We start from the raw sequence: 23791 nt of genomic DNA on the forward strand, positions 1-23791 counted from the left end.
CTGCTGAGCATGATTACAGGCGCATCGGCATAACAACATAAGCCGAGTCGTCGTTATCGGATTCTTGCACCAGAGCACTGCTATTAGAGTCGGACAGGATCAGGCGAACCTGTTCGGTCGTCATCACACCCAGCACATCCAGCAGGTAGCTCACGTTGAAGCCAATCTCCAGCGAGCCACCGTTGTAATCAACGCTGATTTCTTCTTCGGCTTCTTCCTGCTCCGGGTTGTTGGCCTGGATTTTCAATTGACCATTGGCCAATTGCAGGCGAATACCGCGGTACTTTTCGTTGGACAGGATCGCGGTACGGCTGAACGCTTCACGCAGGGCCTGACGATCACCGATCACCAGCTTGTCACCACCTTTGGGCAGTACGCGCTCGTAGTCCGGGAACTTGCCGTCTACCAGCTTGGATGTGAAGGTGAACTCACCCGTGGTCGCACGGATGTGATGCTGGCCCAGGACGATGCTGACATTGCCATCCGGCTCGGTGAGCAGGCGCGCCAGTTCCAGGATACCTTTGCGCGGCACGATGACCTGGTGGCGGTCCGGCTGGCCGATATCGGCCTTCATCGAACACATTGCCAGACGGTGACCGTCAGTAGCCACGGCGCGGATGATGCCTTCGGAGACTTCCAACAGCATGCCGTTGAGGTAGTAACGCACATCCTGCTGGGCCATGGCGAAGCTGGTGCGTTCGATCAAACGACGCAGTCGGCTTTGCTCCAGGCTGCAGGTCAACGAGCCCGGACCTTCTTCCACAGTCGGGAAGTCATTGGCCGGCAAGGTCGACAGGGTAAAACGGCTACGCCCGGCCTTGACCACCAGCTTCTGCTCATCAACCTTGATGTCGATCAGCGCGTCATTGGGCAGGCTTTTGCAGATATCCATCAGCTTGCGCGCAGGCACGGTGATCTCGCCGGGCTCGGCGGGCTCTTCCAGCTGTACACGGCCAACCAGTTCGACTTCCAAGTCGGTACCGGTCAAGGACAACTGCTGGCCTTCGACAACCAACAATACGTTGGAAAGCACCGGCAAGGTCTGTCGGCGCTCGACGACGCCTGCGACCAGTTGCAGGGGTTTCAACAGGGCTTCGCGTTGAATGGTGAAATGCATGGTCTAGTCCCTTGCCTTAATAAGCTGCGCTGGTGTTCATCAAGTGGTCAGTGTACGCAGCAGGTTCTTGTAGTCCTCGCGAATATCCGCGTCGGATTCCTTAAGTTCGTTGATCTTGCGGCACGCGTGCAAGACCGTGGTGTGGTCGCGACCACCAAACACATCGCCGATTTCCGGCAGGCTATGGTTGGTCAGCTCCTTGGAGAGCGCCATGGCCACCTGCCGGGGACGGGCTACCGAGCGCGAACGGCGCTTGGACAGCAGGTCGGAAATCTTGATCTTGTAGTACTCGGCCACGGTGCGCTGGATGTTATCCACACTCACCAGTTTGTCCTGCAGTGCCAGCAAGTCCTTCAAGGATTCGCGAATCAGCTCGATGGTGATATCGCGGCCCATGAAGTGCGAGTGAGCGATGACGCGCTTGAGCGCGCCTTCGAGCTCACGCACGTTGGAGCGAATGCGTTGGGCGATGAAGAATGCAGCGTCATGAGGCAGATCGACTTTCGCCTGATCGGCCTTTTTCATCAGGATCGCAACCCGGGTTTCCAGTTCCGGCGGCTCTACCGCAACGGTCAGGCCCCAGCCGAAGCGCGATTTTAAGCGCTCTTCCAGGCCTTCGATTTCCTTCGGGTAACGGTCACTGGTGAGAATGACCTGCTGGCCACCTTCAAGCAGGGCATTGAACGTGTGGAAAAACTCTTCCTGGGAACGTTCCTTGCGCGCGAAGAATTGAATGTCATCGATCAGCAGCGCATCGACCGAGCGATAGAAGCGCTTGAATTCGTTGATCGCATTGAGCTGCAACGCCTTGACCATGTCGGCCACGAAGCGCTCCGAGTGCAGGTACACGACCTTGGCATTCGGGTTCTTCTTTAATAGGTGGTTACCCACAGCGTGCATCAAGTGCGTCTTACCCAAGCCAACACCGCCATAAAGGAAGAGCGGGTTGTAACCGTGCTTGGGATTATCGGCAACCTGCCAGGCCGCAGCACGGGCCAGTTGGTTGGACTTACCTTCGACGAAATTTTCAAAGGTAAAGGTGCGGTTCAGATAGCTGGTGTGCTTGAGCGCACCTTCGACCTGGACTGTGCGCTGTTCGGCGCGTACCGGCGCCTGCTGCGAACTGGCACCCGCCATCGGGTCGAAGCTGTCGCGGGACGGCTCTTCACTGACCGGCGCATTTTTTTGCACCACGGATTTGCTCGGGGCGGGTGCAGCAGGTGCTGGTGCGTGGTTGACCGGCGCTGCAGCAGCCTGGGCATGCGATGCAGCGGCAGCCAGGGGTGCATTCGGAGCGGCACGCGGTGCCGAGCTGCGTTTGCTACCTATTAGTAAGGAGAGGGCTGGAGCCATCCCGTTGCCATGCTCGTCGAACAATTCGAGAACGCGGCTCAGGTACTTCTCGTTGACCCAGTCGAGAACAAAACGATTGGGTGCGTAGACACGCAACTCGTCGCCTTCGGCTTCGACCTGTAGCGGACGGATCCAGGTGTTGAATTGCTGGGCAGGCAGCTCATCGCGCAAAAGCTCCACGCACTGCTGCCAAAGTTCCACTGACACGGATATCCCCTAAGTTGAAAGCCGGTGAGGCAAAAACAGCCGCCATTGTAGCGGCGAGCGGGCCACTTATCCACATGTAGGTTGCTCACAGGCCACCAAGAATCAATGCCTTACCCATAAAAAAGGCGACCAATGGTCTGTGCATAAGCTCTGTGGATAAGCGCCCCTGAGCTCGTTGTACAAGTGGGGTCGAAAGTCTGTGGGTAACCAGCCTGTGGATAAGTACCCATTCCACACACAGCTTATCCGATAGCGCAGCACAGGCAGAGCACCGTTTCTCCCCCGTGTTGTCATTCTCTGTACAGCACGTGGAACAATGCCTTAAGTCAGTTATCCACAGATGATCGGCTCCCTAGCTTTTATAAGCTTTACAGAAAAGCTTTAAATAACTTCCTTCTTTATTTTTATATCTATGGCATTGCTCATGAAAGTCGAACCTCACGGAATCGGTCCCAAGGCCTTCAGATATCTAATTGCAGGAATAGCTGGTTGGAAATTGACCTAGAGGCTTGCTTTCTCTAGAATCCCCGGTCTCTTAAAACGGGGGCCATTCCGGCCCGTTGTGGACGAACCAGGTAACACGCCATGAAACGTACTTTCCAACCAAGCACCATCAAACGCGCCCGTACCCACGGTTTCCGTGCTCGCATGGCTACCAAGAACGGCCGTGCTGTCCTGTCGCGTCGCCGCGCCAAAGGTCGTGCGCGTCTGGCAGTTTGATAATCCGGTACTGGTGGTGAGTCAGGACTTCAGTCGGGAAAAGCGTCTGCTAACCCCCCGGCATTTCAAGGCAGTCTTTGACTCCCCCACCGGCAAGGTTCCGGGGAAAAATCTCCTGCTCCTTGCGCGTAACAACGATCTGGATCACCCCCGTCTCGGGTTGGTGATCGGCAAGAAGAGCGTAAAGCTCTCCGTTGAGCGCAATCGCCTCAAGCGTCTGATGCGCGAATCGTTTCGCCTCCACCAGGACACTCTGGTTGGTTGGGATATTGTTATCGTCGCGCGCAAAGGCTTGGGGGACGTAGAAAACCCCGAATTGATTCAGCATTTCGGCAAGCTCTGGAAACGTTTGGCTCGCACCAGCAAGCCAACCCCAGCAGTCAGCCCCGAAACTGTAGGGGTAGACAGCACTGATGCGTAAACTGGCCCTCGTTCCGATCCAGTTTTACCGTTATGCCATTAGTCCGCTGATGGCCAGCCACTGTCGTTTCTACCCCAGTTGTTCCTGCTACGCGTATGAAGCCATAGAAAATCATGGCCTTCTGCGCGGTGGCTGGCTGACCTTTCGTCGTTTAGGTCGCTGTCATCCGTGGAATCCCGGTGGTTATGACCCGGTTCCGCCTATCCCTACCTCCCGTTCTTCTTCGATGGCCGAGTAATCATGGATATTAAACGCACGATCCTGATCGTCGCCCTGGCAATCGTGTCCTACGTTATGGTTCTGAAATGGAACCAGGACTATGGCCAGGCTGCCCTGCCGACTCAGAATGTTGCTACCAATCAGTCTGCTCCTGCTATTGCAGATGCACCGTTGGGTAACAATGCTTCCGCCAGTGCCGATGTACCCAGCGCGAATGCCGATACCAGCACCCCTGTAGACAACGCGGTCATCACCAATAAAGACCTCATCCACGTCAAAACGGATGTACTGGACCTGGCGATCGATCCACAGGGTGGCGATATCGCCCAACTGAAATTGCCACTGTATCCACGTCGCCAAGACCACCCGGATGTTCCTTTCCAGTTGTTCGATAACGGTGGCGAACGTGTTTATCTGGCACAAAGCGGCCTGACTGGGACTGATGGTCCTGATGCTCGTGCTACCGGTCGTCCGGTTTATTCGACCGAACAGAAGACTTATCAACTGGCTGATGGCCAGAACCAGTTGAACGTCGACCTGAAATTCAGTCACGACGGCGTCAATTACATCAAGCGTTTCAGCTTCACTCGCGGTTTGTACGATCTGAAAGTCACCTATCTGATCGACAACACCAGCGAAAAAGCCTGGACGGGCAACTTGTTTGCCCAGCTCAAGCGTGATGGCAGCTCCGATCCTTCCTCCAGCACTGCCACTGGCACCGCGACTTACCTGGGCGCCGCCCTGTGGACAAGTAACGAGCCGTACAAAAAAGTGTCGATGAAAGATATCGACAAGGGCGCGCTGAAAGAGACGGTACAAGGTGGTTGGGTAGCCTGGCTGCAACACTACTTTGTAACCGCATGGATCCCGAACAAGGGCGAAGCCAACCTGGTTCAGACCCGTAAGGACAACCAGGGCAACTACATCATCGGTTTCACTGGCCCGGCGTTGACCGTTGCGCCAGGTGCCAAGGCTGAAACCAGCGCCACCTTGTATGCCGGCCCAAAAAGCCAGGCAGTACTCAAGGAGTTATCCCCAGGTCTGGAACTGACTGTGGATTACGGCATTCTGTGGTTCATTGCCCAGCCAATCTTCTGGTTGCTGCAACATATCCACAGCATCGTTGGTAACTGGGGCTGGTCGATCATCTTCCTGACCATGCTGATCAAAGGGATTTTCTTCCCGCTGTCGGCTGCCAGCTACAAATCGATGGCCCGTATGCGTGCGGTTGCACCGAAACTGGCTGCACTGAAAGAGCAACATGGCGACGACCGGCAGAAAATGTCGCAAGCCATGATGGAGCTGTACAAGAAAGAGAAGATCAACCCGTTGGGTGGATGCTTGCCGATTCTGGTACAGATGCCGGTATTCCTGTCGCTGTACTGGGTGCTCCTGGAAAGCGTGGAAATGCGCCAAGCGCCGTTCATGCTGTGGATAACGGACTTGTCGATCAAAGACCCGTTCTTTATCCTGCCGATCATCATGGGCGCGACCATGTTCATCCAGCAGCGTCTGAACCCGACTCCTCCGGATCCGATGCAGGCCAAGGTGATGAAAATGATGCCAATCATTTTCACCTTCTTCTTCCTGTGGTTCCCGGCTGGTCTGGTTCTGTACTGGGTGGTCAACAACGTGTTGTCGATCTCTCAACAGTGGTACATCACACGTAAGATCGAAGCGGCTGCCAAAAAAGCCGAGGCGTAACTTACTCTGTGGATAACCACTCAAGACGCCCCCTCGTGGGGCGTTTTGCATTCTGTCACTTTTGTCTGGGAAACCGCTGATGAGCGCTCCTCGTGAAACCATCGCTGCCGTCGCCACTGCTCAAGGCCGGGGCGGTGTCGGTATCGTTCGTATTTCCGGGCCGCTTGCCGGCATCGCGGCCCAAGCCATCAGCGGGCGTGAGCTAAAGCCCCGGTATGCGCATTACGGGCCTTTTTTCGGCGAGGAGCTTGAGGTACTGGATGAGGGCCTGGCCCTGTATTTCCCGGGACCGAACTCATTCACCGGTGAAGATGTGCTGGAACTGCAAGGCCATGGCGGTCCTGTCGTCCTGGATATGCTGTTGCAACGCTGCCTGCAGCTGGGTTGCCGCCTGGCCCGGCCGGGTGAGTTCAGCGAGCGCGCGTTTCTCAATGACAAACTCGACCTGGCCCAGGCCGAGGCGATTGCCGACCTGATCGAGGCCAGTTCTGCACAGGCCGCACGCAATGCGTTGCGCTCGCTGCAGGGGGCGTTTTCCCTGCGTGTGCATAACCTCACCGAGCAACTGATCAGTTTGCGCATCTATGTCGAGGCCGCCATTGATTTCCCGGAAGAGGAAATCGACTTTCTCGCCGATGGCCATGTCCTGGCCATGCTCGATAAGGTTCGCGATGAGTTATCCACAGTCCTGAAGGAAGCCGGGCAGGGCGCATTGCTGCGCGATGGCATGACAGTGGTGATTGCTGGTCGGCCCAACGCCGGCAAGTCCAGTTTGCTCAACGCTCTTGCGGGTCGTGAAGCCGCCATTGTCACCGAGATTGCCGGTACCACCCGGGATATCCTGCGCGAACACATCCACATTGATGGCATGCCGCTGCACGTGGTCGATACCGCCGGCTTACGCGATACCGATGACCAGGTAGAAAAAATCGGTGTGGAACGGGCGCTCAAGGCCATCAGTGAAGCCGATCGGGTGCTGTTGGTGGTGGATGCCACAGCACCCGAGGCCGTGGATCCTTTTGCGCTGTGGCCCGAATTCCTTGAACAACGGCCGGACCCGGCCAAAGTCACGCTGATTCGCAACAAAGCGGACCTGACGGGTGAAGCCATTGCCCTGGAAGTCAGCGACGATGGCCATGTCACGATCAGCCTCAGCGCCAAGTCTGCCGGCGATGGCCTGGAACTGCTGCGCGATCATCTCAAGGCGTGCATGGGTTATGAACAGACCTCGGAAAGCAGCTTCAGTGCTCGTCGCAGGCACCTTGAAGCCCTATGCCATGCCAGTGCCGCCCTTGAGCACGGTAGGGCACAGCTGACGCTGGCGGGTGCAGGAGAGCTGCTAGCCGAAGATTTACGGCAGGCGCAGCAACTGCTGGGGGAAATTACCGGGGCATTCAGCTCCGATGATCTGCTCGGCAGGATCTTTTCCAGCTTCTGCATCGGTAAATAACTCTTCGTTGTTCACAGACAGGCCGTTCGTGCCTGTCTGTTTTGCCCGTTTCAGGGCAACACCTTCGTATTTCCTGACATTTACCTCACACCGAGGTGCCTTGCCGTGGGTGAAATTTGCCGTTTCTGTGGATTAAGCCCTGTGAATAACCGCCCCTGTGCCCGGTTGATAACAGGGCTTGAAACCTGAGTAAAACCCCGCCTGTGGATAAGCACCTGTTTAATCCACAGGCTTAGAGCACTTATCCAAGGGCCTCATTGGCACCTAACCACAGACTTTTGAATCTCTGTACACAATGTAAACAAAGGCCTGTAGAGATCTATCCACAGAAAGTAGGCTCAGTAGAAATAAACATAAAAACAAAGATTTAATAAATTTATCTCTTTTAATTTCTATTACCTCTGATTCATCCACAGCTGGTTAAATTTTGTGCAAAGGGTTCTTTAGGAAGGGCTAAGTCCCTATACTTGCCGCCATAGCTCTAAAACTCTTTCAACAAACAATTCCTGATTACCTACATAAGCAGGCACGAGGTGCGTGGTGGATTTCCCTTCCCGTTTTGAAGTGATCGTCATCGGCGGCGGTCATGCCGGTACCGAGGCAGCACTGGCGTCAGCCCGCATGGGGGTCAAAACCCTGTTGCTGACGCACAACGTGGAAACCCTCGGTGCCATGAGTTGCAACCCCGCCATCGGTGGGATTGGCAAAAGCCATCTGGTCAAGGAAATCGATGCCCTTGGCGGTGTGATGGCCATGGCTACCGACAAGGGTGGTATTCAATTTCGCGTGCTCAACAGCCGCAAAGGCCCGGCCGTGCGTGCTACCCGGGCACAAGCCGACCGCATCCTGTACAAGGCCGCGGTGCGCGAAACCCTGGAAAACCAGCCCAACCTGTGGATATTTCAGCAGGCTGCTGACGACCTGATCGTCGAACAGGACCAAGTGCGCGGCGTTGTCACGCAAATGGGCCTGCGTTTCTTTGCAGAATCCGTGGTGCTGACCACCGGCACGTTCCTCGGTGGACTTATCCACATCGGGATGCAGAACTATTCGGGTGGCCGTGCCGGTGATCCGCCGTCCATCGCCCTGGCTCATCGCCTGCGCGAACTGCCACTGCGTGTCGGTCGTCTGAAAACCGGGACCCCGCCGCGTATCGACGGGCGTTCTGTGGATTTCTCGATGATGACCGAGCAAGCCGGGGATACGCCAATCCCGGTGATGTCGTTCATGGGTTCCAAAGAACAGCACCCCAAACAGGTGAGTTGCTGGATTACCCACACCAATGCGCGGACCCACGAAATCATTGCGGCCAATCTTGATCGTTCGCCGATGTATTCCGGAGTGATCGAAGGTATTGGCCCACGTTATTGCCCGTCGATCGAAGACAAGATCCACCGCTTTGCCGACAAGGAAAGCCACCAGGTCTTCATCGAGCCGGAAGGCTTGACCACCCACGAGCTGTACCCGAACGGGATTTCCACTTCCCTGCCATTCGACGTGCAAATCCAGATCGTGCAGTCGATTCGCGGCATGGAAAACGCGCACATCGTGCGACCTGGCTACGCCATCGAGTACGACTACTTCGATCCGCGGGACTTGAAATACAGCCTGGAAACCAAAGTGATCGGCGGTCTGTTCTTCGCCGGGCAAATCAATGGCACCACCGGTTACGAAGAAGCCGGCGCCCAGGGTTTGCTAGCCGGGACCAACGCGGCATTGCGCGCCCAGGGCAAAGACAGCTGGTGCCCGCGTCGCGATGAAGCGTACATCGGCGTGTTGGTTGACGACCTGATTACCCTCGGTACCCAGGAACCGTACCGGATGTTCACGTCCCGGGCCGAATATCGCCTGATCCTGCGCGAAGACAACGCCGACCTGCGCCTGACCGAAAAAGGTCGCGAGCTGGGCCTGGTCGATGACGCACGCTGGGCAGCGTTCTGCAAAAAACGCGAGAGCATCGAAGTCGAAGAGCAGCGTCTGAAAAGTACCTGGGTGCGCCCGGGCACTGAGCAGGGCGATGCGATTGCCGAAAAATTCGGCACGCCGCTGACTCACGAATACAATCTGTTGAACCTGCTGTCCCGTCCGGAAATCGACTACGCTGGTCTGGTCGAAGTCACTGGCGGCGGCGCAGAAGATCCACAGGTTGCCGAGCAGGTCGAAATAAAGACCAAATATGCCGGTTACATTGACCGCCAGCAGGACGAAATTGCCAGGCTGCGCGCTAGTGAAGACACCAAGCTGCCTGTGGATATCGATTACACCGGGATTTCCGGCCTGTCGAAAGAGATTCAAAGCAAGCTGGGGATAACTCGTCCCGAGACTCTGGGCCAGGCTTCCCGTATCCCGGGTGTCACCCCGGCAGCCATTTCGCTGTTGATGATTCATTTGAAAAAACGCGGCGCGGGCCGTCAGTTGGAGCAAAGCGCTTGAGTTCGTTGGTCACCTCGCAACACGCCGAAGAGTTATCCACAGGTGCGCGCCAATTGGGCGTGGACCTGACCGAAGCCCAGCACGAGTTGCTGTTGGGTTACCTGGCCCTGTTGATCAAATGGAACAAGGCCTACAACCTCACTGCGGTGCGCGATCCGGACGAAATGGTCTCTCGGCATCTGCTCGACAGCTTGAGCGTGATGCCGTTTATCGAAAACGGCCGTTGGCTGGACGTCGGCAGTGGCGGTGGCATGCCCGGCATCCCCCTGGCGATCCTGTTTCCCGAGTCGCAAGTGACCTGCCTGGACAGCAACGGCAAGAAAACCCGCTTCCTGACCCAGGTCAAACTCGAACTCAAGCTGGACAACCTGCAAGTTATCCACAGCCGCGTCGAAGCCTTCACGCCTGAACTGCCTTTCAACGGAATTGTTTCCCGGGCTTTCAGCAGCATGGAGAACTTCAGCAACTGGACCCGCCACCTGGGCGACCTGAACACCCGTTGGCTGGCAATGAAGGGCGTTCATCCAAGCGACGAGCTGTTAGCATTGCCGGCAGACTTCCACCTCGATAGCGAACACGCCTTGGCCGTACCCGGTTGCCAAGGCCAACGCCATCTGCTGATACTGCGCCGCACGGCATGATTGGGAACACAAGCAAGAATGGCTAAGGTATTCGCGATAGCGAACCAGAAAGGTGGCGTGGGCAAAACCACCACCTGCATCAACCTCGCAGCATCCCTGGTCGCTACCAAGCGTCGGGTGCTGTTGATCGACCTCGATCCACAGGGCAACGCCACCATGGGTAGCGGTGTGGATAAACACGGCCTGGAAAATTCGGTCTACGACTTGCTGATTGGCGAGTGCGACCTGGCCCAGGCCATGCACTATTCCGAGCACGGCGGTTATCAACTGCTGCCGGCCAACCGCGATTTGACCGCGGCGGAAGTGGTGCTGCTGGAAATGCAGATGAAAGAAAGCCGTCTGCGCAGCGCCCTGGCGCCGATCCGCGAGAATTACGACTACATTTTGATCGACTGCCCGCCGTCGCTGTCGATGCTCACGCTCAACGCGTTAGTCGCCGCCGATGGGGTGATTATCCCCATGCAGTGCGAGTACTTCGCCCTCGAAGGCTTGAGCGACCTTGTGGATAACATCAAGCGCATCGCCGAGCTGCTCAACCCGAACCTGAAAGTCGAAGGCCTGCTGCGGACCATGTATGACCCGCGGCTGAGCCTGATGAACGATGTGTCGGCGCAGCTCAAGGAGCACTTTGGCGATCAGCTCTACGACACCGTGATTCCACGCAACATCCGCCTGGCCGAAGCGCCAAGCTATGGCATGCCCGCGCTGGCGTACGACAAGTCATCGCGTGGTGCCATTGCCTACCTGGCGCTGGCCGGCGAGATGGTTCGTCGCCAACGTCGCAATTCACGCACCGCTGCAGCCCAGCCAACTTAAGGAATCCCCATGGCCGTCAAGAAACGAGGTCTCGGACGTGGACTGGATGCACTGCTGAGTGGTCCGACTGTCACTTCGCTGGAAGAACAGGCGGTGCAGGCCGACTCGCGTGAGTTGCAACATTTGCCGCTGGACCTGATCCAGCGTGGCAAGTACCAGCCGCGCCGGGACATGGACCCGCAGGCGCTGGAGGAGTTGGCGAATTCGATCAAGGCCCAGGGCGTGATGCAGCCGATTGTCGTGCGCCCCATTGGCGGCGGTCGCTTTGAAATCATCGCCGGCGAACGCCGCTGGCGCGCCAGCCAGCAGGCCGGCCAGGAAACCATCCCGGCGATGGTGCGCGATGTACCGGATGAAACGGCCATCGCTATGGCGCTGATCGAGAATATCCAGCGCGAAGACCTCAATCCCATCGAGGAAGCCATTGCCCTGCAGCGCTTGCAGCAAGAATTCAAGCTGACCCAGCAGGAAGTAGCCGATGCGGTGGGCAAATCCCGTGTCACGGTTTCCAACCTGCTGCGCCTGATCGCGCTTCCTGAAGTGATCAAGACCATGCTGTCCCACGGCGACCTGGAAATGGGTCATGCCCGGGCTTTGCTCGGTTTGCCGGAAAATCAACAGGTTGAAGGGGCGCGACACGTTGTCGCACGAGGTCTCACCGTTCGTCAGACCGAGGCCCTGGTTCGCCAGTGGCTCAGTGGCAAACCTGCACCGGTCGAAACAGTCAAAACTGATCCGGATATTGCGCGTCTGGAGCAGCGCCTGGCCGAGCGGCTGGGCTCTGCGGTGCAAATTCGCCACGGCAAGAAGGGCAAAGGGCAATTGGTTATCGGATATAACTCCCTTGATGAGCTTCAGGGCGTTCTTTCCCACATCCGCTGAAACATTTGCTTATGTAGCGCGCAGTCGGAAATCACTACCCGGCAGTTGAATAGGGGCTGAACCGCCCCTATACTCTGCGCGCATTTTGTCGGCACAAATTATGCCAAGTTATTGATTTCCGGCAGCCGACCATTGAGGAGCAAGAGTGATGGAAACCCGCACGCCAAACACGTTGCCGTTCCATCGCTTGGCCGTTTTTCCGGTTTTATTGGCCCAATTTGTCATTTTGCTGATCGCCGCATTGGCGCTTTGGTATTGGCATGGGGTCGTAGCCGGATATTCAGGACTCTGCGGAGGCCTGATAGCCTTGCTGCCCAATATGTATTTTGCTCACAGGGCCTTTCGGTTTTCCGGCGCCCGAGCAGCCCAGGCTATCGTCCGGTCCTTTTATGCCGGCGAGGCAGGGAAACTGATTTTGACGGCAGTGCTGTTTGCACTGACCTTTGCAGGTGTGAAGCCATTGGCGCCGCTAGCTGTATTCGGCGTCTTCGTGTTGACCCAACTGGTCAGCTGGTTCGCTCCCCTGCTAATGAAAACAAGACTTTCGAAACCTTAGGGCGTTTGAGGCAACCATGGCAGAAACAACCGCTTCGGGCTATATCCAGCACCACTTGCAGAACCTGACCTTCGGTCAGCTTCCCAACGGCGGCTGGGGCTTTGCCCACTCCGCAGCAGAAGCCAAAGAAATGGGCTTCTGGGCTTTCCACCTGGATACTCTGGGCTGGTCGGTCGCATTGGGTCTGATCTTCGTCCTGATTTTCCGCATGGCGGCAAAGAAGGCGACTTCCGGTCAGCCAGGTGCTTTGCAGAACTTCGTTGAAGTATTGGTCGAATTCGTCGATACCAGCGTGAAAGACAGCTTCCATGGCCGTAGCCCGGTGATTGCACCGCTGGCACTGACCATCTTCGTCTGGGTGTTCCTGATGAACGCCGTCGACCTGATTCCGGTGGACTGGATTCCTCAGTTGGCCATGGCGATCTCCGGCGACCCGCACATCCCGTTCCGCGCGGTATCGACCACTGACCCGAACGCTACCCTGGGCATGGCCCTGTCGGTGTTCGCGCTGATCATTTTCTACAGCATCAAGATCAAGGGCATCGGCGGCTTCATCGGCGAACTGACCCTGCACCCGTTCGGCAGCAAGAACATCTTCGTTCAAGCCTTGCTGATCCCGGTGAACTTCCTGCTGGAATTCGTGACCCTGATCGCCAAGCCGATTTCCCTGGCTCTGCGACTGTTCGGCAACATGTATGCCGGCGAACTGGTGTTCATTCTGATCGCTGTGATGTTCGGCAGCGGCCTGCTCTGGCTTAGCGGCCTGGGCATTGTTCTGCAGTGGGCGTGGGCTGTGTTCCACATCCTGATCATCACCCTGCAGGCGTTTATCTTCATGATGCTGACCATCGTCTACCTGTCGATGGCGCACGAAGAGAACCATTAAGACCAGTCTCGACTAGTCTGATGTCCTTCCCGGTGAAACGGGAAGGTGGCCCCAAAGGGCTATGAAACGATTTGTTTTACCGCTTTAAAATCTAAAAAACCTAAACCATACGACGTAAAAGTCGGGAGGAAAGATGGAAACTGTAGTTGGTCTAACCGCTATCGCTGTTGCACTGTTGATCGGCCTGGGCGCCCTGGGTACTGCCATTGGTTTCGGCCTGTTGGGCGGCAAGTTCCTGGAAGGCGCAGCGCGTCAGCCAGAAATGGTTCCAATGCTGCAAGTTAAAATGTTCATCGTTGCCGGCCTGCTCGACGCCGTGACCATGATCGGTGTTGGTATCGCTCTGTTCTTCACCTTCGCGAACCCCTTCGTTGGTCAACTCGCCGGTTAATCACTCGTTTTTTCGAGTGATTGGTGTGTTGTGCAACGAACGAGCGAGGTATTGGCGTGAACATTAATGCAACCATTATTGGTCAGTCCTTAGCGTTCTTGATTTTTGTTGTTTTCTGCATGAAGTTCGTATGGCCTCCGGTCATCGCGGCTCTGCACGAACGTCAGAAGAAGATCGCGGATGGACTGGACGCTGCCGCACGAGCAGCTCGCGACCTGGAGTTGGCCCAAGATAAAGCGGGTCAGCAACTGCGCGAAGCGAAGGCTCAGGCAGCTGAAATCATTGAGCAAGCCAAGAAACGCGGTAACCAGATTGTTGAAGAGGCTGTTGAAAAAGCCCGTATCGACGCTGACCGTGTGAAGGTTCAGGCTCAGGCCGAGATCGAACAGGAATTGAACGGTGTCAAAGATGCGCTGCGTGCCCAACTGGGTGCTCTGGCCGTCGGCGGTGCTGAGAAGATCCTGGGTGCCACAATCGATCAAAACGCGCACGCGGAGCTGGTAAACAAACTGGCTGCTGAAATTTAAGCGAGGGCGATCATGGCAGAATTGACCACGTTGGCCCGACCTTACGCTAAGGCAGCCTTCGAGCACGCCCAGGCCCACCAGCAGCTGGCCTCTTGGTCAGCCATGCTCGGCCTGGCTGCAGCAGTGTCGCAAGACGACACCATGCAGCGCGTGCTCAAGGCCCCGCGACTGACGAGCGCAGACAAGGCCGCCACGTTTATTGACGTGTGCGGCGACAAGTTTGATGTGAAGGCACAGAACTTCATCCACGTCGTTGCCGAAAACGACCGTCTCCCGCTATTGCCGGAGATCGCCGCTCTGTTCGACCTGTACAAGGCCGAGCAAGAGAAGTCGGTAGACGTTGAAGTGACCAGTGCTTTTGCATTGAACCAAGAACAGCAAGACAAACTCGCCAAGGTTCTCAGTGCACGACTCCATCGGGAAGTGCGCCTGCAAGCTTCGGAGGACGCATCCCTGATTGGTGGTGTTGTTATCCGTGCCGGCGACCTGGTTATCGATGGCTCGATTCGCGGCAAAATCGCGAAACTTGCCGAAGCATTGAAATCTTGAGTTTGAAGGGGCAGCAGAGCAATGCAGCAACTCAATCCTTCCGAAATAAGTGAAATTATCAAGGGCCGCATCGACAAGCTCGATGTGACCTCCCAAGCCCGTAACGAAGGCACTGTCGTCAGCGTATCTGACGGCATCGTGCGGATTCACGGTCTGGCCGACGTAATGTACGGCGAGATGATCGAGTTTCCGGGCGGCGTCTACGGTATGGCCCTCAACCTGGAGCAAGACTCCGTAGGTGCCGTTGTATTGGGCGCGTACACCAGTCTGGCTGAAGGCATGAGCGCCAAGTGCACAGGCCGCATCCTCGAAGTTCCGGTTGGTAAGGAACTGCTGGGTCGCGTTGTCGACGCACTGGGTAACCCTGTTGACGGTAAAGGTCCACTGGGCAACACCGAGACCGACGCGGTCGAGAAAGTTGCTCCAGGCGTGATCTGGCGTAAGTCGGTAGACCAGCCTGTACAGACTGGCTACAAGGCTGTCGATGCCATGATCCCTGTCGGCCGTGGCCAGCGTGAGCTGATCATCGGTGACCGTCAGATCGGCAAGACCGCTCTGGCGATCGACGCGATCATCAACCAGAAAGACAGCGGCATTTTCTGCGTCTACGTAGCGATCGGTCAGAAACAATCGACCATCGCCAACGTGGTTCGCAAGCTGGAAGAAAACGGCGCCCTGGCCAACACGATCATCGTGGCTGCCAGTGCTTCGGAATCTCCTGCGCTGCAATTCCTGGCACCGTACTCCGGTTGCACCATGGGTGAATTCTTCCGCGACCGCGGTGAAGACGCGCTGATCGTTTATGACGATCTGTCCAAGCAAGCAGTGGCTTACCGCCAGATTTCCCTGCTGCTGCGCCGTCCACCAGGCCGTGAAGCCTACCCAGGCGACGTGTTCTATCTCCACTCCCGTCTGCTGGAGCGCGCATCCCGCGTATCCGAAGAGTACGTAGAGAAGTTCACCAACGGCGCAGTGACCGGCAAAACCGGTTCCCTGACCGCACTGCCGATCATCGAAACCCAGGCTGGCGACGTTTCCGCGTTCGTTCCGACCAACGTGATTTCCATCACCGACGGTCAGATCTTCCTGGAATCGGCCATGTTCAACTCCGGGATCCGTCCTGCTGTGAACGCCGGTGTTTCGGTATCCCGTGTGGGTGGTGCCGCTCAGACCAAGATCATCAAGAAGCTCTCCGGTGGTATCCGTACCGCTCTGGCTCAGTACCGTGAACTGGCGGCATTCGCCCAGTTCGCTTCTGACCTGGACGAAGCGACCCGTAAGCAACTTGAGCATGGTCAGCGCGTTACCGAGCTGATGAAGCAGAAGCAATACGCGCCAATGTCGATCGCTGACATGTCGCTGTCGCTGTATGCCGCTGAGCGTGGGTTCCTGACTGACGTCGAAATCGCCAAGGTCGGCAGCTTTGAACAAGCGCTGATTGCTTACTTCAACCGAGATCATGCCGATTTGATGGCCAAGATCAACGTGAAGGGTGACTTCAATGACGAAATCGACGCTGGCCTGAAGGCCGGTATCGAGAAGTTCAAGGCCACCCAAACCTGGTAAGCCGCAGCGGGAGCCGCAAGGCTCCCGCTTGCTAACCTGATAGGTGTTACATGGCAGGCGCAAAAGAGATTCGCAGTAAGATTGCGAGCATCAAAAGCACGCAAAAAATTACCAGCGCCATGGAGAAAGTGGCGGTCAGCAAAATGCGCAAGGCACAAATGCGCATGGCTGCTAGCCGTCCTTATGCGGAGCGTATCCGCCAGGTAATTGGGCATCTGGCCAACGCCAACCCGGAATACCGCCACCCGTTCATGATCGACCGCGAAGTCAAGCGTGTGGGTTATGTGGTAGTGAGCAGTGACCGTGGTTTGTGCGGTGGTCTGAATACCAACCTGTTCAAGGCCCTGGTCAAGGACATGGCGGTAAACCGCGAAAACGGCGTCGAGATCGATCTGTGTGTTGTTGGTAGCAAGGGTGCGGCCTTTTTCCGCAACTTCGGCGGTAACGTCGTTGCAGCTATCAGCCACCTGGGTGAAGAGCCGTCGATCAATGACTTGATCGGCAGTGTGAAGGTGATGCTGGATGCGTACCTGGAAGGCCGGATTGACCGCCTGTCCGTGGTATCCAACAAGTTCATCAACACCATGACCCAGCAGCCAACCGTGGAGCAATTGATTCCACTGGTGGCGACCCCGGATCAGGAACTCAAGCACCACTGGGACTACCTCTACGAACCAGACGCCAAAGAGCTGCTTGACGGCTTGATGGTGCGCTACGTGGAGTCGCAGGTGTACCAGGCGGTGGTCGAGAACAACGCAGCTGAACAAGCGGCGCGGATGATCGCGATGAAAAACGCTACCGACAACGCCGGTGATCTGATCAGCGATTTGCAGCTGATCTACAACAAGGCGCGTCAGGCTGCGATCACCCAAGAGATCTCGGAAATCGTCGGCGGCGCTGCCGCGGTTTAACGGTTCAAATATTCAGAGGATCCAGCTATGAGTAGCGGACGTATCGTTCAAATCATCGGCGCCGTTATCGACGTGGAATTCCCACGCGACAGCGTACCGAGCATCTACAACGCGCTGAAAGTACAAGGCGCGGAAACTACCCTGGAAGTTCAGCAGCAGCTGGGCGACGGCGTAGTTCGTACCATTGCGATGGGTTCCACCGAAGGCTTGAAGCGCGGTCTGGACGTTGTCGACACTGGCGCTGCCATCTCCGTACCGGTCGGTAAAGCGACCCTGGGCCGGATCATGGACGTACTGGGCAACCCGATTGACGAAGCTGGCCCGATCGCCACCGAAGAGCGCTGGGGCATTCACCGTCCAGCACCTTCGTTCGCCGAGCAAGCGGGCGGTAACGACCTGCTGGAAACCGGCATCAAGGTTATCGACCTGGTTTGCCCGTTCGCCAAGGGCGGTAAAGTCGGTCTGTTCGGTGGTGCCGGTGTAGGCAAGACCGTAAACATGATGGAACTGATCCGTAACATCGCCATCGAGCACAGCGGTTATTCCGTGTTCGCCGGTGTGGGTGAGCGTACTCGTGAGGGTAACGACTTCTACCACGAGATGAAGGATTCCAACGTTCTGGACAAAGTGGCACTGGTCTACGGTCAGATGAACGAGCCGCCGGGTAACCGTCTGCGCGTAGCACTGACTGGCCTGACCATGGCCGAGAAGTTCCGTGACGAAGGTAACGACGTTCTGCTGTTCGTCGACAACATCTACCGTTACACCCTGGCCGGTACTGAAGTATCCGCACTGCTGGGCCGTATGCCTTCGGCAGTAGGTTACCAGCCGACCCTGGCTGAAGAGATGGGCGTTCTGCAAGAACGTATCACTTCGACCAAGGAAGGTTCGATCACTTCGATCCAAGCGGTATACGTACCTGCGGATGACTTGACCGACCCATCGCCTGCGACCACCTTCGCCCACTTGGACGCCACCGTCGTACTGTCCCGTGACATCGCTTCCCTGGGTATCTACCCAGCGGTCGATCCACTCGACTCGACTTCGCGCCAGCTGGACCCGAACGTGATCGGCCAGGAGCACTACGACACCGCTCGCGGCGTTCAGTACGTGCTGCAGCGTTACAAAGAACTGAAGGACATCATTGCGATCCTGGGTATGGACGAGCTGTCGGAAGCCGACAAGCAGTTGGTAAACCGTGCTCGTAAGATCCAGCGTTTCTTGTCGCAGCCGTTCTTCGTGGCTGAAGTCTTCACCGGTGCCTCGGGTAAATACGTTTCCCTGAAAGACACCATTGCTGGCTTCAAAGGCATCCTCAACGGTGACTACGACCACCTGCCAGAACAAGCGTTCTACATGGTCGGCGGCATCGAAGAAGCGATCGAGAAAGCCAAGAAACTGTAATCCCAGCGCCCGGCAACGGGCGCTAATTTAGGTTGAGGCAATCAGATGGCTATGACAGTCCATTGCGATATCGTCAGTGCGGAAGGGGAAATCTTCTCCGGTCTGGTCGAGTTTGTAACAGCGCACGGCGTTCTGGGTGATCTTGGTATCGCCATGGGGCACGCGCCGCTGATTACCAGCTTGAAGCCAGGTCCGATCACGCTGACCAAGCAAGGCGGGGAACGTGAGGTGTTTTACATCTCCAGTGGTTTCCTTGAGGTTCAGCCGAACATGGTCAAGGTGCTTGCCGACACTGTGCAACGTGCTGGCGACCTGGATGAAGCCTCCGCTCAGGAAGCCGTCAAGGCTGCCGAGAAGGCCCTGCACGAAAAAGGCGCAGACTTCGACTACAGCGCTGCTGCAGTACGTCTGGCCGAGGCCGCAGCTCAGCTGCGTACTCTCCAGCAGATCCGCAAGAAGTAAGCGGCCTCGCCGTCATGCTTCATGTGTGATTGATTAAAAAGGGTAGCCTCGGCTACCCTTTTTCTTTTTTAGCAAAACACTTCTTTGGTCTGAAGCCGGACCGCCCAGGATTGGTAGCCATTCATGTCTCTTGAAATCGTCATTCTCGCCGCAGGCCAGGGCACTCGCATGCGTTCAGCCCTGCCCAAGGTGCTGCACCCGGTTGCTGGTAACTCCATGCTCGGCCATGTTATCCACAGCGCCCGGCAACTGGCGCCACAGCGTATCCACGTGGTGATTGGCCACGGTGCCGATGCGGTGCGTGAACGTCTGGCCGCCGACGACTTGAATTTCGTATTGCAGGACAAGCAACTGGGTACCGGTCATGCCACGGCGCAAGCCGTACCGTTCATCAAGGCTGACACCGTGCTGATCCTCTACGGTGATGTGCCGCTGATCGAAGTAGAAACCCTGCAGCGCCTGCTCAAACACGTGGTGCCTGGCCAGATGGGGCTGCTGACCGTCGAACTGGACGACCCGACCGGCTACGGCCGTATCGTGCGCAATGCCGACGGCAAGGTCACAGCCATCGTCGAGCACAAGGACGCCACTGAGGCCCAACGGGCAATTACCGAAGGCAACACCGGAATTCTCGCGGTGCCGGCGACTCATTTGGCGGACTGGATGAGTCGTCTGTCGAACAACAACGTCCAGGGTGAGTACTACCTCACCGACGTGATTGAAATGGCCGTCAATGATGGCCTGGTGGTCGCCACCGAGCAGCCCCACGACCCGATGGAAGTGCAGGGCGCCAACGATCGCAAGCAACTGGCGGAACTGGAGCGTCACTACCAACTACGTGAAGGCCGCCGCTTGATGGCTCAGGGCGTGACGCTGCGCGATCCGGCGCGTTTCGACGTACGCGGTGAGGTTACCGTGGGCCGCGACGTGCTGATCGATATCAACGTGATCCTCGAAGGCCGCGTGGTGATTGACGATGACGTGGTCATCGGCCCGAACTGCGTGATCAAGGACAGCACCCTGCGCAAAGGCGTGGTGATCAAGGCTAACAGCCATATCGACGGTGCAGTGATGGGCGAGGGCAGCGATGCCGGGCCGTTCGCGCGGTTGCGTCCGGGTAGCGTGCTGGGAGCCAAGGCCCATGTGGGTAACTTTGTCGAACTGAAAAACGCCCACCTGGGCGAGGGCGCCAAGGCGGGTCACCTGACTTACCTGGGCGACGCCGTTATCGGTGCGCGCACCAACATCGGCGCAGGGACCATCACCTGCAACTACGATGGCGCCAACAAGCACCAGACCGTGCTGGGTGAAGATGTATTCATCGGCTCCAATAACTCGCTGGTTGCCCCTGTGAAGGTGGGTGATGGTGCCAGCACGGCTGCAGGCTCCACCATTAATCAGGATGTGGATAACTTGCAACTAGGTGTGGCCCGCGCCCGCCAGCGCAACATCGACGGTTGGAAACGCCCGGTCAAAATCAAAAAGACCTGAATTATCCACAACCTCATTAGCAACGCCATTCCATTGTGGGAGCGGGCTTGCTCGCGAAGACGGAGTGCCAGTCACTGAACGTGTATCTGATGCACCGCCTTCGCGAGCAAGCCCGCTCCCACATTGGATCTATGTTGTTTTCAAAAAAGTGCATCCGCCGCTTGACGATTTCCCGCCGATAGGTTTTGATTGCCTTCGTTATCTTTCGAAACGAAACTTATCATCACCATGTCGAAACGAAATACACCTCAACGACGCCACAACATCCTGGCTTTGCTCACCGAGCAGGGTGAAGTGAGCGTGGACGAATTGGCCAAGCGTTTCGAAACCTCCGAAGTGACCATCCGCAAGGACCTCGCCGCGCTGGAAAGCAACGGCCTGTTGCTGCGTCGCTACGGTGGTGCCATCACCATGCCCCAGGAACTGGTCGGCGATCCTGCCCAACCGATTTCTGTGCACAAGCGCGCCATCGCGCGGGCGGCGGTCAAACGCCTGCGTGAACATGCACGGATCATCATCGACAGCGGCAGCACCACCGCCGCGATGATTCCGGAACTGGGCCATCAGCCCGGCCTGGTGGTGATGACCAACTCCCTGCATGTGGCCAGTGCCCTGAGTGAGTTGGAACATGAGCCCGTGCTGTTGATGACTGGCGGTACCTGGGACCCGCACTCGGACTCGTTCCAGGGCCAGGTCGCTGAACAAGTGCTGCGCTCCTACGACTTCGACCAACTGTTCATCGGCGCCGACGGCATCGATCTGCAGCGCGGCACCACCACCTTCAATGAATTGCTGGGTTTGAGCCGCGTGATGGCCGAAGTTGCCCGCGAAGTGGTGGTGATGGTCGAGTCCGACAAGATTGGCCGCAAGATCCCCAACCTGGAACTGTCCTGGAGCAGCGTCCATACCCTTATTACCGATGATCGCCTGCCGCTTGAGGCCCGCGACCAGATTCAAGCCCGCGGCATTACGCTGATTTGCGCGGCAGTCATCTAGGAGAGAAACCATGTGTGGAATTGTAGGCGCAGTCGCTGAACGAAACGTTACCGCCATTTTGCTCGAAGGCCTCAAGCGCCTGGAATACCGTGGCTACGACAGTGCCGGTGTCGCGGTCTTCAGTAATGCTGGCAAGCTGGAGCGCATGCGCCGCCCAGGCAAGGTCAGCGAACTGGAGCAGGCCCTGGCCGGTGAGCCCCTGGCAGGCCGCCTGGGCATCGCCCATACCCGTTGGGCGACCCACGGTGCGCCGTGCGAACGCAATGCGCACCCACACTTCTCCGGTGATATTGCGGTGGTGCACAACGGCATCATCGAGAACCACGAAGTGCTGCGCGAACAGCTCAAGGGCCTGGGCTACGTCTTTACCTCGGACACCGACACCGAAGTCATCGCCCACCTGCTCAACCACAAGCTCAAGGACCACAGCGACCTGACCACCGCCCTCAAGGCCACGGTCAAGGAACTGCATGGCGCCTACGGCCTGGCCGTGATCAGCGCCAGCCAACCGGACCGTGTGGTTGCCGCCCGCAGTGGCAGCCCATTGGTGATCGGCCTGGGCCTGGGAGAGAACTTCCTGGCGTCCGATCAACTGGCCCTGCGCCAGGTCACCGACCGCTTCATGTACCTGGAAGAAGGCGATATCGCCGACATCCGCCGTGAAAGCGTGGCGATCTGGGACGTCAACGGCAATTCTGTCGAGCGCGAAGCCGTGCAGTACCGCGACGGCGCTGAAGCCGCCGACAAGGGTGAGTTCCGCCACTTCATGCTCAAGGAAATCCACGAGCAACCCTCCGTGGTGCAGCGCACCCTGGAAGGTCGCCTGAGCCAGAACCAGGTGCTGGTCAACGCCTTCGGCCCACAAGCCGCCGAGTTGTTCGCCAAAGTGCGCAATGTGCAGATCGTCGCCTGTGGCACCAGCTACCACGCCGGCATGGTCGCGCGTTACTGGCTGGAAGAGCTGGCCGGCATCCCGTGCCAGGTCGAAGTCGCCAGCGAGTTCCGCTACCGCAAGGTGGTGGTGCAGCCTGACACCCTGTTCGTGACCATCTCCCAGTCCGGCGAGACCGCCGACACGTTGGCCGCCCTGCGTAATGCCAAGGAGCTGGGCTACCTGGCGAGCCTGGCGATCTGCAACGTCAGCATCAGCTCCCTGGTGCGTGAGTCCGACCTGACCCTGCTGACCCAGGCCGGCCGCGAAATCGGCGTAGCGTCGACCAAGGCCTTCACCACCCAACTGGTGGGCCTGCTGCTGCTGACCCTGTCCCTGGGCCAGGTGCGCGGCACATTGGGCGCAGGCGTCGAAGCCACCCTGGTGGAAGAACTGCGCCGCCTGCCGACTCGCCTGGGCGAAGCCCTGGCTATGGATAGCACTGTAGAGAAAGTCGCGGAGCTGTTTGCCGACAAGAACCACACCCTGTTCCTCGGCCGTGGCGCACAGTACCCCGTGGCGATGGAAGGCTCCCTGAAACTCAAGGAAATCTCCTATATCCACGCCGAAGCCTACCCGGCCGGTGAACTCAAGCACGGCCCATTGGCCCTGGTGGACGACGACATGCCGGTGGTCACCGTTGCGCCGAACAATGAACTGCTGGAGAAGCTCAAGTCCAACCTGCAGGAAGTACGCGCCCGTGGCGGCCAATTGATCGTATTCGCCGATGAAAAGGCCGGCATGACCAATGGTGAAGGCACCCACGTCATCAACATGCCGCACATCCACGACACCCTGTCACCGATCCTCTACACCATCCCGCTGCAATTGCTGTCGTACTACGTGGCCGTGCTCAAGGGCACCGACGTTGACCAGCCGCGTAACCTGGCCAAGTCGGTGACGGTTGAGTAACGTCTATCGGGAATGAGAAAGGGTTGGATTTAGAGAATTAAAACTGTCGCTAGCTAATTAAAACTGTCGCAGCACGGGAGCGCTTTTAGGCTCCCTCGCTGTTGCGACAGACGTCTCATTGAATCGCCCCGGGTTTCGTAGACACCTCTTTGCCTTAAACTGAGGCCAATCAGGAGGTGCCATGAGCAACCCACGTTATCCCGAAGAATTCAAAATCCAAGCGGTCAATCAAGTGACCGAAAAGAA

General features: G+C 57.4%; 23 protein-coding genes. 21 read left to right on the forward strand and 2 right to left on the reverse strand.

Annotated features, from left to right (window positions below; translation table 11 throughout):
- Positions 1–13 precede the first annotated feature (13 nt).
- Both dnaN and dnaA read right to left on the reverse strand, forming a co-directional pair.
- Positions 14–1117, reverse strand: a complete 1104-nt coding sequence (gene dnaN, locus FJD34_RS24920; protein ID WP_029290193.1) for a DNA polymerase III subunit beta — start codon at positions 1115–1117, stop codon at positions 14–16.
- Between the two features lie 39 nt (positions 1118–1156).
- Entirely contained in the window at positions 1157–2677 is a 1521-nt protein-coding gene (dnaA, locus tag FJD34_RS24925) for a chromosomal replication initiator protein DnaA (RefSeq protein ID WP_090292572.1), read from the reverse strand.
- 585 nt (positions 2678–3262) lie between these two features.
- Between dnaA and rpmH the strand changes: the two genes are divergently transcribed.
- The 21 genes from rpmH to glmS all read left to right on the forward strand — a co-directional run bounded on the left by rpmH (position 3263) and on the right by glmS (position 23545).
- Complete coding sequence (rpmH, locus tag FJD34_RS24930) at positions 3263–3397, forward strand: 50S ribosomal protein L34 (protein ID WP_003213577.1); 135 nt, start codon at positions 3263–3265, stop codon at positions 3395–3397.
- A 16-nt stretch (positions 3398–3413) separates the two neighbouring features.
- Entirely contained in the window at positions 3414–3818 is a 405-nt protein-coding gene (gene rnpA / locus FJD34_RS24935; RefSeq protein WP_029290189.1) for a ribonuclease P protein component, read from the forward strand.
- The gene (gene yidD, locus FJD34_RS24940) at positions 3811–4056 is read left to right on the forward strand and encodes a membrane protein insertion efficiency factor YidD (protein WP_010465488.1); all 246 of its coding nucleotides are present in this window, start codon (positions 3811–3813) and stop codon (positions 4054–4056) included. The genes rnpA and yidD overlap by 8 nt, the downstream gene beginning before the upstream one ends.
- A gap of 2 nt (positions 4057–4058) precedes the next feature.
- Positions 4059–5741: a membrane protein insertase YidC gene (yidC, locus tag FJD34_RS24945; RefSeq protein ID WP_032857171.1), complete on the forward strand. Its 1683-nt coding sequence runs from the start codon at positions 4059–4061 to the stop codon at positions 5739–5741.
- A 79-nt stretch (positions 5742–5820) separates the two neighbouring features.
- A complete protein-coding gene (gene mnmE / locus FJD34_RS24950; RefSeq protein WP_090292571.1) occupies positions 5821–7191 on the forward strand; it encodes a tRNA uridine-5-carboxymethylaminomethyl(34) synthesis GTPase MnmE in 1371 nt (456 codons plus the stop codon).
- A 540-nt stretch (positions 7192–7731) separates the two neighbouring features.
- Positions 7732–9624 carry a tRNA uridine-5-carboxymethylaminomethyl(34) synthesis enzyme MnmG gene (gene mnmG / locus FJD34_RS24960; protein WP_090293243.1) on the forward strand — a complete coding sequence of 631 codons (1893 nt, stop codon included), beginning with the start codon at positions 7732–7734 and terminating at the stop codon, positions 9622–9624.
- The gene (gene rsmG, locus FJD34_RS24965; RefSeq protein ID WP_032857175.1) at positions 9621–10265 is read left to right on the forward strand and encodes a 16S rRNA (guanine(527)-N(7))-methyltransferase RsmG; all 645 of its coding nucleotides are present in this window, start codon (positions 9621–9623) and stop codon (positions 10263–10265) included. The genes mnmG and rsmG overlap by 4 nt, the downstream gene beginning before the upstream one ends.
- Positions 10266–10283: 18 nt before the next feature.
- Positions 10284–11081 (forward strand): ParA family protein, encoded by a 798-nt coding sequence (locus FJD34_RS24970; protein ID WP_005792605.1) that lies wholly within the window; start codon positions 10284–10286, stop codon positions 11079–11081.
- A gap of 9 nt (positions 11082–11090) precedes the next feature.
- Positions 11091–11963: a ParB/RepB/Spo0J family partition protein gene (locus tag FJD34_RS24975; protein ID WP_032857179.1), complete on the forward strand. Its 873-nt coding sequence runs from the start codon at positions 11091–11093 to the stop codon at positions 11961–11963.
- A gap of 148 nt (positions 11964–12111) precedes the next feature.
- A complete protein-coding gene (locus tag FJD34_RS24980; RefSeq protein WP_010565865.1) occupies positions 12112–12519 on the forward strand; it encodes a F0F1 ATP synthase subunit I in 408 nt (135 codons plus the stop codon).
- Between the two features lie 16 nt (positions 12520–12535).
- The gene (gene atpB / locus FJD34_RS24985; protein WP_032857183.1) at positions 12536–13405 is read left to right on the forward strand and encodes a F0F1 ATP synthase subunit A; all 870 of its coding nucleotides are present in this window, start codon (positions 12536–12538) and stop codon (positions 13403–13405) included.
- Between the two features lie 133 nt (positions 13406–13538).
- Positions 13539–13796: a F0F1 ATP synthase subunit C gene (gene atpE, locus FJD34_RS24990; RefSeq protein ID WP_002555987.1), complete on the forward strand. Its 258-nt coding sequence runs from the start codon at positions 13539–13541 to the stop codon at positions 13794–13796.
- A gap of 56 nt (positions 13797–13852) precedes the next feature.
- A complete protein-coding gene (locus FJD34_RS24995) occupies positions 13853–14323 on the forward strand; it encodes a F0F1 ATP synthase subunit B (protein ID WP_008439543.1) in 471 nt (156 codons plus the stop codon).
- A 12-nt stretch (positions 14324–14335) separates the two neighbouring features.
- Positions 14336–14872, forward strand: coding sequence for a F0F1 ATP synthase subunit delta (locus FJD34_RS25000; RefSeq protein ID WP_090292569.1), 537 nt, complete (start codon positions 14336–14338; stop codon positions 14870–14872).
- A 21-nt stretch (positions 14873–14893) separates the two neighbouring features.
- Positions 14894–16438, forward strand: coding sequence for a F0F1 ATP synthase subunit alpha (gene atpA, locus FJD34_RS25005; protein ID WP_029290137.1), 1545 nt, complete (start codon positions 14894–14896; stop codon positions 16436–16438).
- Positions 16439–16488: 50 nt separating this feature from the next.
- Entirely contained in the window at positions 16489–17349 is an 861-nt protein-coding gene (atpG, locus tag FJD34_RS25010; RefSeq protein WP_010565870.1) for a F0F1 ATP synthase subunit gamma, read from the forward strand.
- A 27-nt stretch (positions 17350–17376) separates the two neighbouring features.
- The gene (atpD, locus tag FJD34_RS25015) at positions 17377–18753 is read left to right on the forward strand and encodes a F0F1 ATP synthase subunit beta (RefSeq protein ID WP_032857187.1); all 1377 of its coding nucleotides are present in this window, start codon (positions 17377–17379) and stop codon (positions 18751–18753) included.
- A 45-nt stretch (positions 18754–18798) separates the two neighbouring features.
- Positions 18799–19215 carry a F0F1 ATP synthase subunit epsilon gene (locus tag FJD34_RS25020; RefSeq protein ID WP_032857189.1) on the forward strand — a complete coding sequence of 139 codons (417 nt, stop codon included), beginning with the start codon at positions 18799–18801 and terminating at the stop codon, positions 19213–19215.
- A 123-nt stretch (positions 19216–19338) separates the two neighbouring features.
- Positions 19339–20706: a bifunctional UDP-N-acetylglucosamine diphosphorylase/glucosamine-1-phosphate N-acetyltransferase GlmU gene (glmU, locus tag FJD34_RS25025; RefSeq protein ID WP_090292567.1), complete on the forward strand. Its 1368-nt coding sequence runs from the start codon at positions 19339–19341 to the stop codon at positions 20704–20706.
- Between the two features lie 228 nt (positions 20707–20934).
- Positions 20935–21702 (forward strand): DeoR/GlpR family DNA-binding transcription regulator, encoded by a 768-nt coding sequence (locus FJD34_RS25030; protein ID WP_090292565.1) that lies wholly within the window; start codon positions 20935–20937, stop codon positions 21700–21702.
- Positions 21703–21712: 10 nt separating this feature from the next.
- Positions 21713–23545 carry a glutamine--fructose-6-phosphate transaminase (isomerizing) gene (gene glmS / locus FJD34_RS25035; RefSeq protein ID WP_065942479.1) on the forward strand — a complete coding sequence of 611 codons (1833 nt, stop codon included), beginning with the start codon at positions 21713–21715 and terminating at the stop codon, positions 23543–23545.
- Positions 23546–23791: the final 246 nt, after the last annotated feature.

This window comes from Pseudomonas brenneri, from assembly GCF_007858285.1.
Classification (GTDB): domain Bacteria; phylum Pseudomonadota; class Gammaproteobacteria; order Pseudomonadales; family Pseudomonadaceae; genus Aquipseudomonas; species Aquipseudomonas brenneri.

What these genes read in the sequence shown, in the direction of transcription:
- glmU (WP_090292567.1), top strand. Translation starts at nt 19,339, where the DNA reads ATGTCTCTTGAAATCGTCATTCTCGCCGCAGGCCAGGGCACTCGCATG.
- atpB (WP_032857183.1), top strand. Translation starts at nt 12,536, where the DNA reads ATGGCAGAAACAACCGCTTCGGGCTATATCCAGCACCACTTGCAGAAC.
- rpmH (WP_003213577.1), top strand. Translation starts at nt 3,263, where the DNA reads ATGAAACGTACTTTCCAACCAAGCACCATCAAACGCGCCCGTACCCAC.
- atpG (WP_010565870.1), top strand. Translation starts at nt 16,489, where the DNA reads ATGGCAGGCGCAAAAGAGATTCGCAGTAAGATTGCGAGCATCAAAAGC.
- FJD34_RS24970 (WP_005792605.1), top strand. Translation starts at nt 10,284, where the DNA reads ATGGCTAAGGTATTCGCGATAGCGAACCAGAAAGGTGGCGTGGGCAAA.
- FJD34_RS25030 (WP_090292565.1), top strand. Translation starts at nt 20,935, where the DNA reads ATGTCGAAACGAAATACACCTCAACGACGCCACAACATCCTGGCTTTG.
- mnmE (WP_090292571.1), top strand. Translation starts at nt 5,821, where the DNA reads ATGAGCGCTCCTCGTGAAACCATCGCTGCCGTCGCCACTGCTCAAGGC.
- atpE (WP_002555987.1), top strand. Translation starts at nt 13,539, where the DNA reads ATGGAAACTGTAGTTGGTCTAACCGCTATCGCTGTTGCACTGTTGATC.
- dnaN (WP_029290193.1), bottom strand. Translation starts at nt 1,117, where the DNA reads ATGCATTTCACCATTCAACGCGAAGCCCTGTTGAAACCCCTGCAACTG.
- glmS (WP_065942479.1), top strand. Translation starts at nt 21,713, where the DNA reads ATGTGTGGAATTGTAGGCGCAGTCGCTGAACGAAACGTTACCGCCATT.
- atpA (WP_029290137.1), top strand. Translation starts at nt 14,894, where the DNA reads ATGCAGCAACTCAATCCTTCCGAAATAAGTGAAATTATCAAGGGCCGC.
- FJD34_RS25000 (WP_090292569.1), top strand. Translation starts at nt 14,336, where the DNA reads ATGGCAGAATTGACCACGTTGGCCCGACCTTACGCTAAGGCAGCCTTC.
- yidC (WP_032857171.1), top strand. Translation starts at nt 4,059, where the DNA reads ATGGATATTAAACGCACGATCCTGATCGTCGCCCTGGCAATCGTGTCC.
- FJD34_RS24980 (WP_010565865.1), top strand. Translation starts at nt 12,112, where the DNA reads ATGGAAACCCGCACGCCAAACACGTTGCCGTTCCATCGCTTGGCCGTT.
- yidD (WP_010465488.1), top strand. Translation starts at nt 3,811, where the DNA reads ATGCGTAAACTGGCCCTCGTTCCGATCCAGTTTTACCGTTATGCCATT.
- FJD34_RS24975 (WP_032857179.1), top strand. Translation starts at nt 11,091, where the DNA reads ATGGCCGTCAAGAAACGAGGTCTCGGACGTGGACTGGATGCACTGCTG.
- FJD34_RS25020 (WP_032857189.1), top strand. Translation starts at nt 18,799, where the DNA reads ATGGCTATGACAGTCCATTGCGATATCGTCAGTGCGGAAGGGGAAATC.
- atpD (WP_032857187.1), top strand. Translation starts at nt 17,377, where the DNA reads ATGAGTAGCGGACGTATCGTTCAAATCATCGGCGCCGTTATCGACGTG.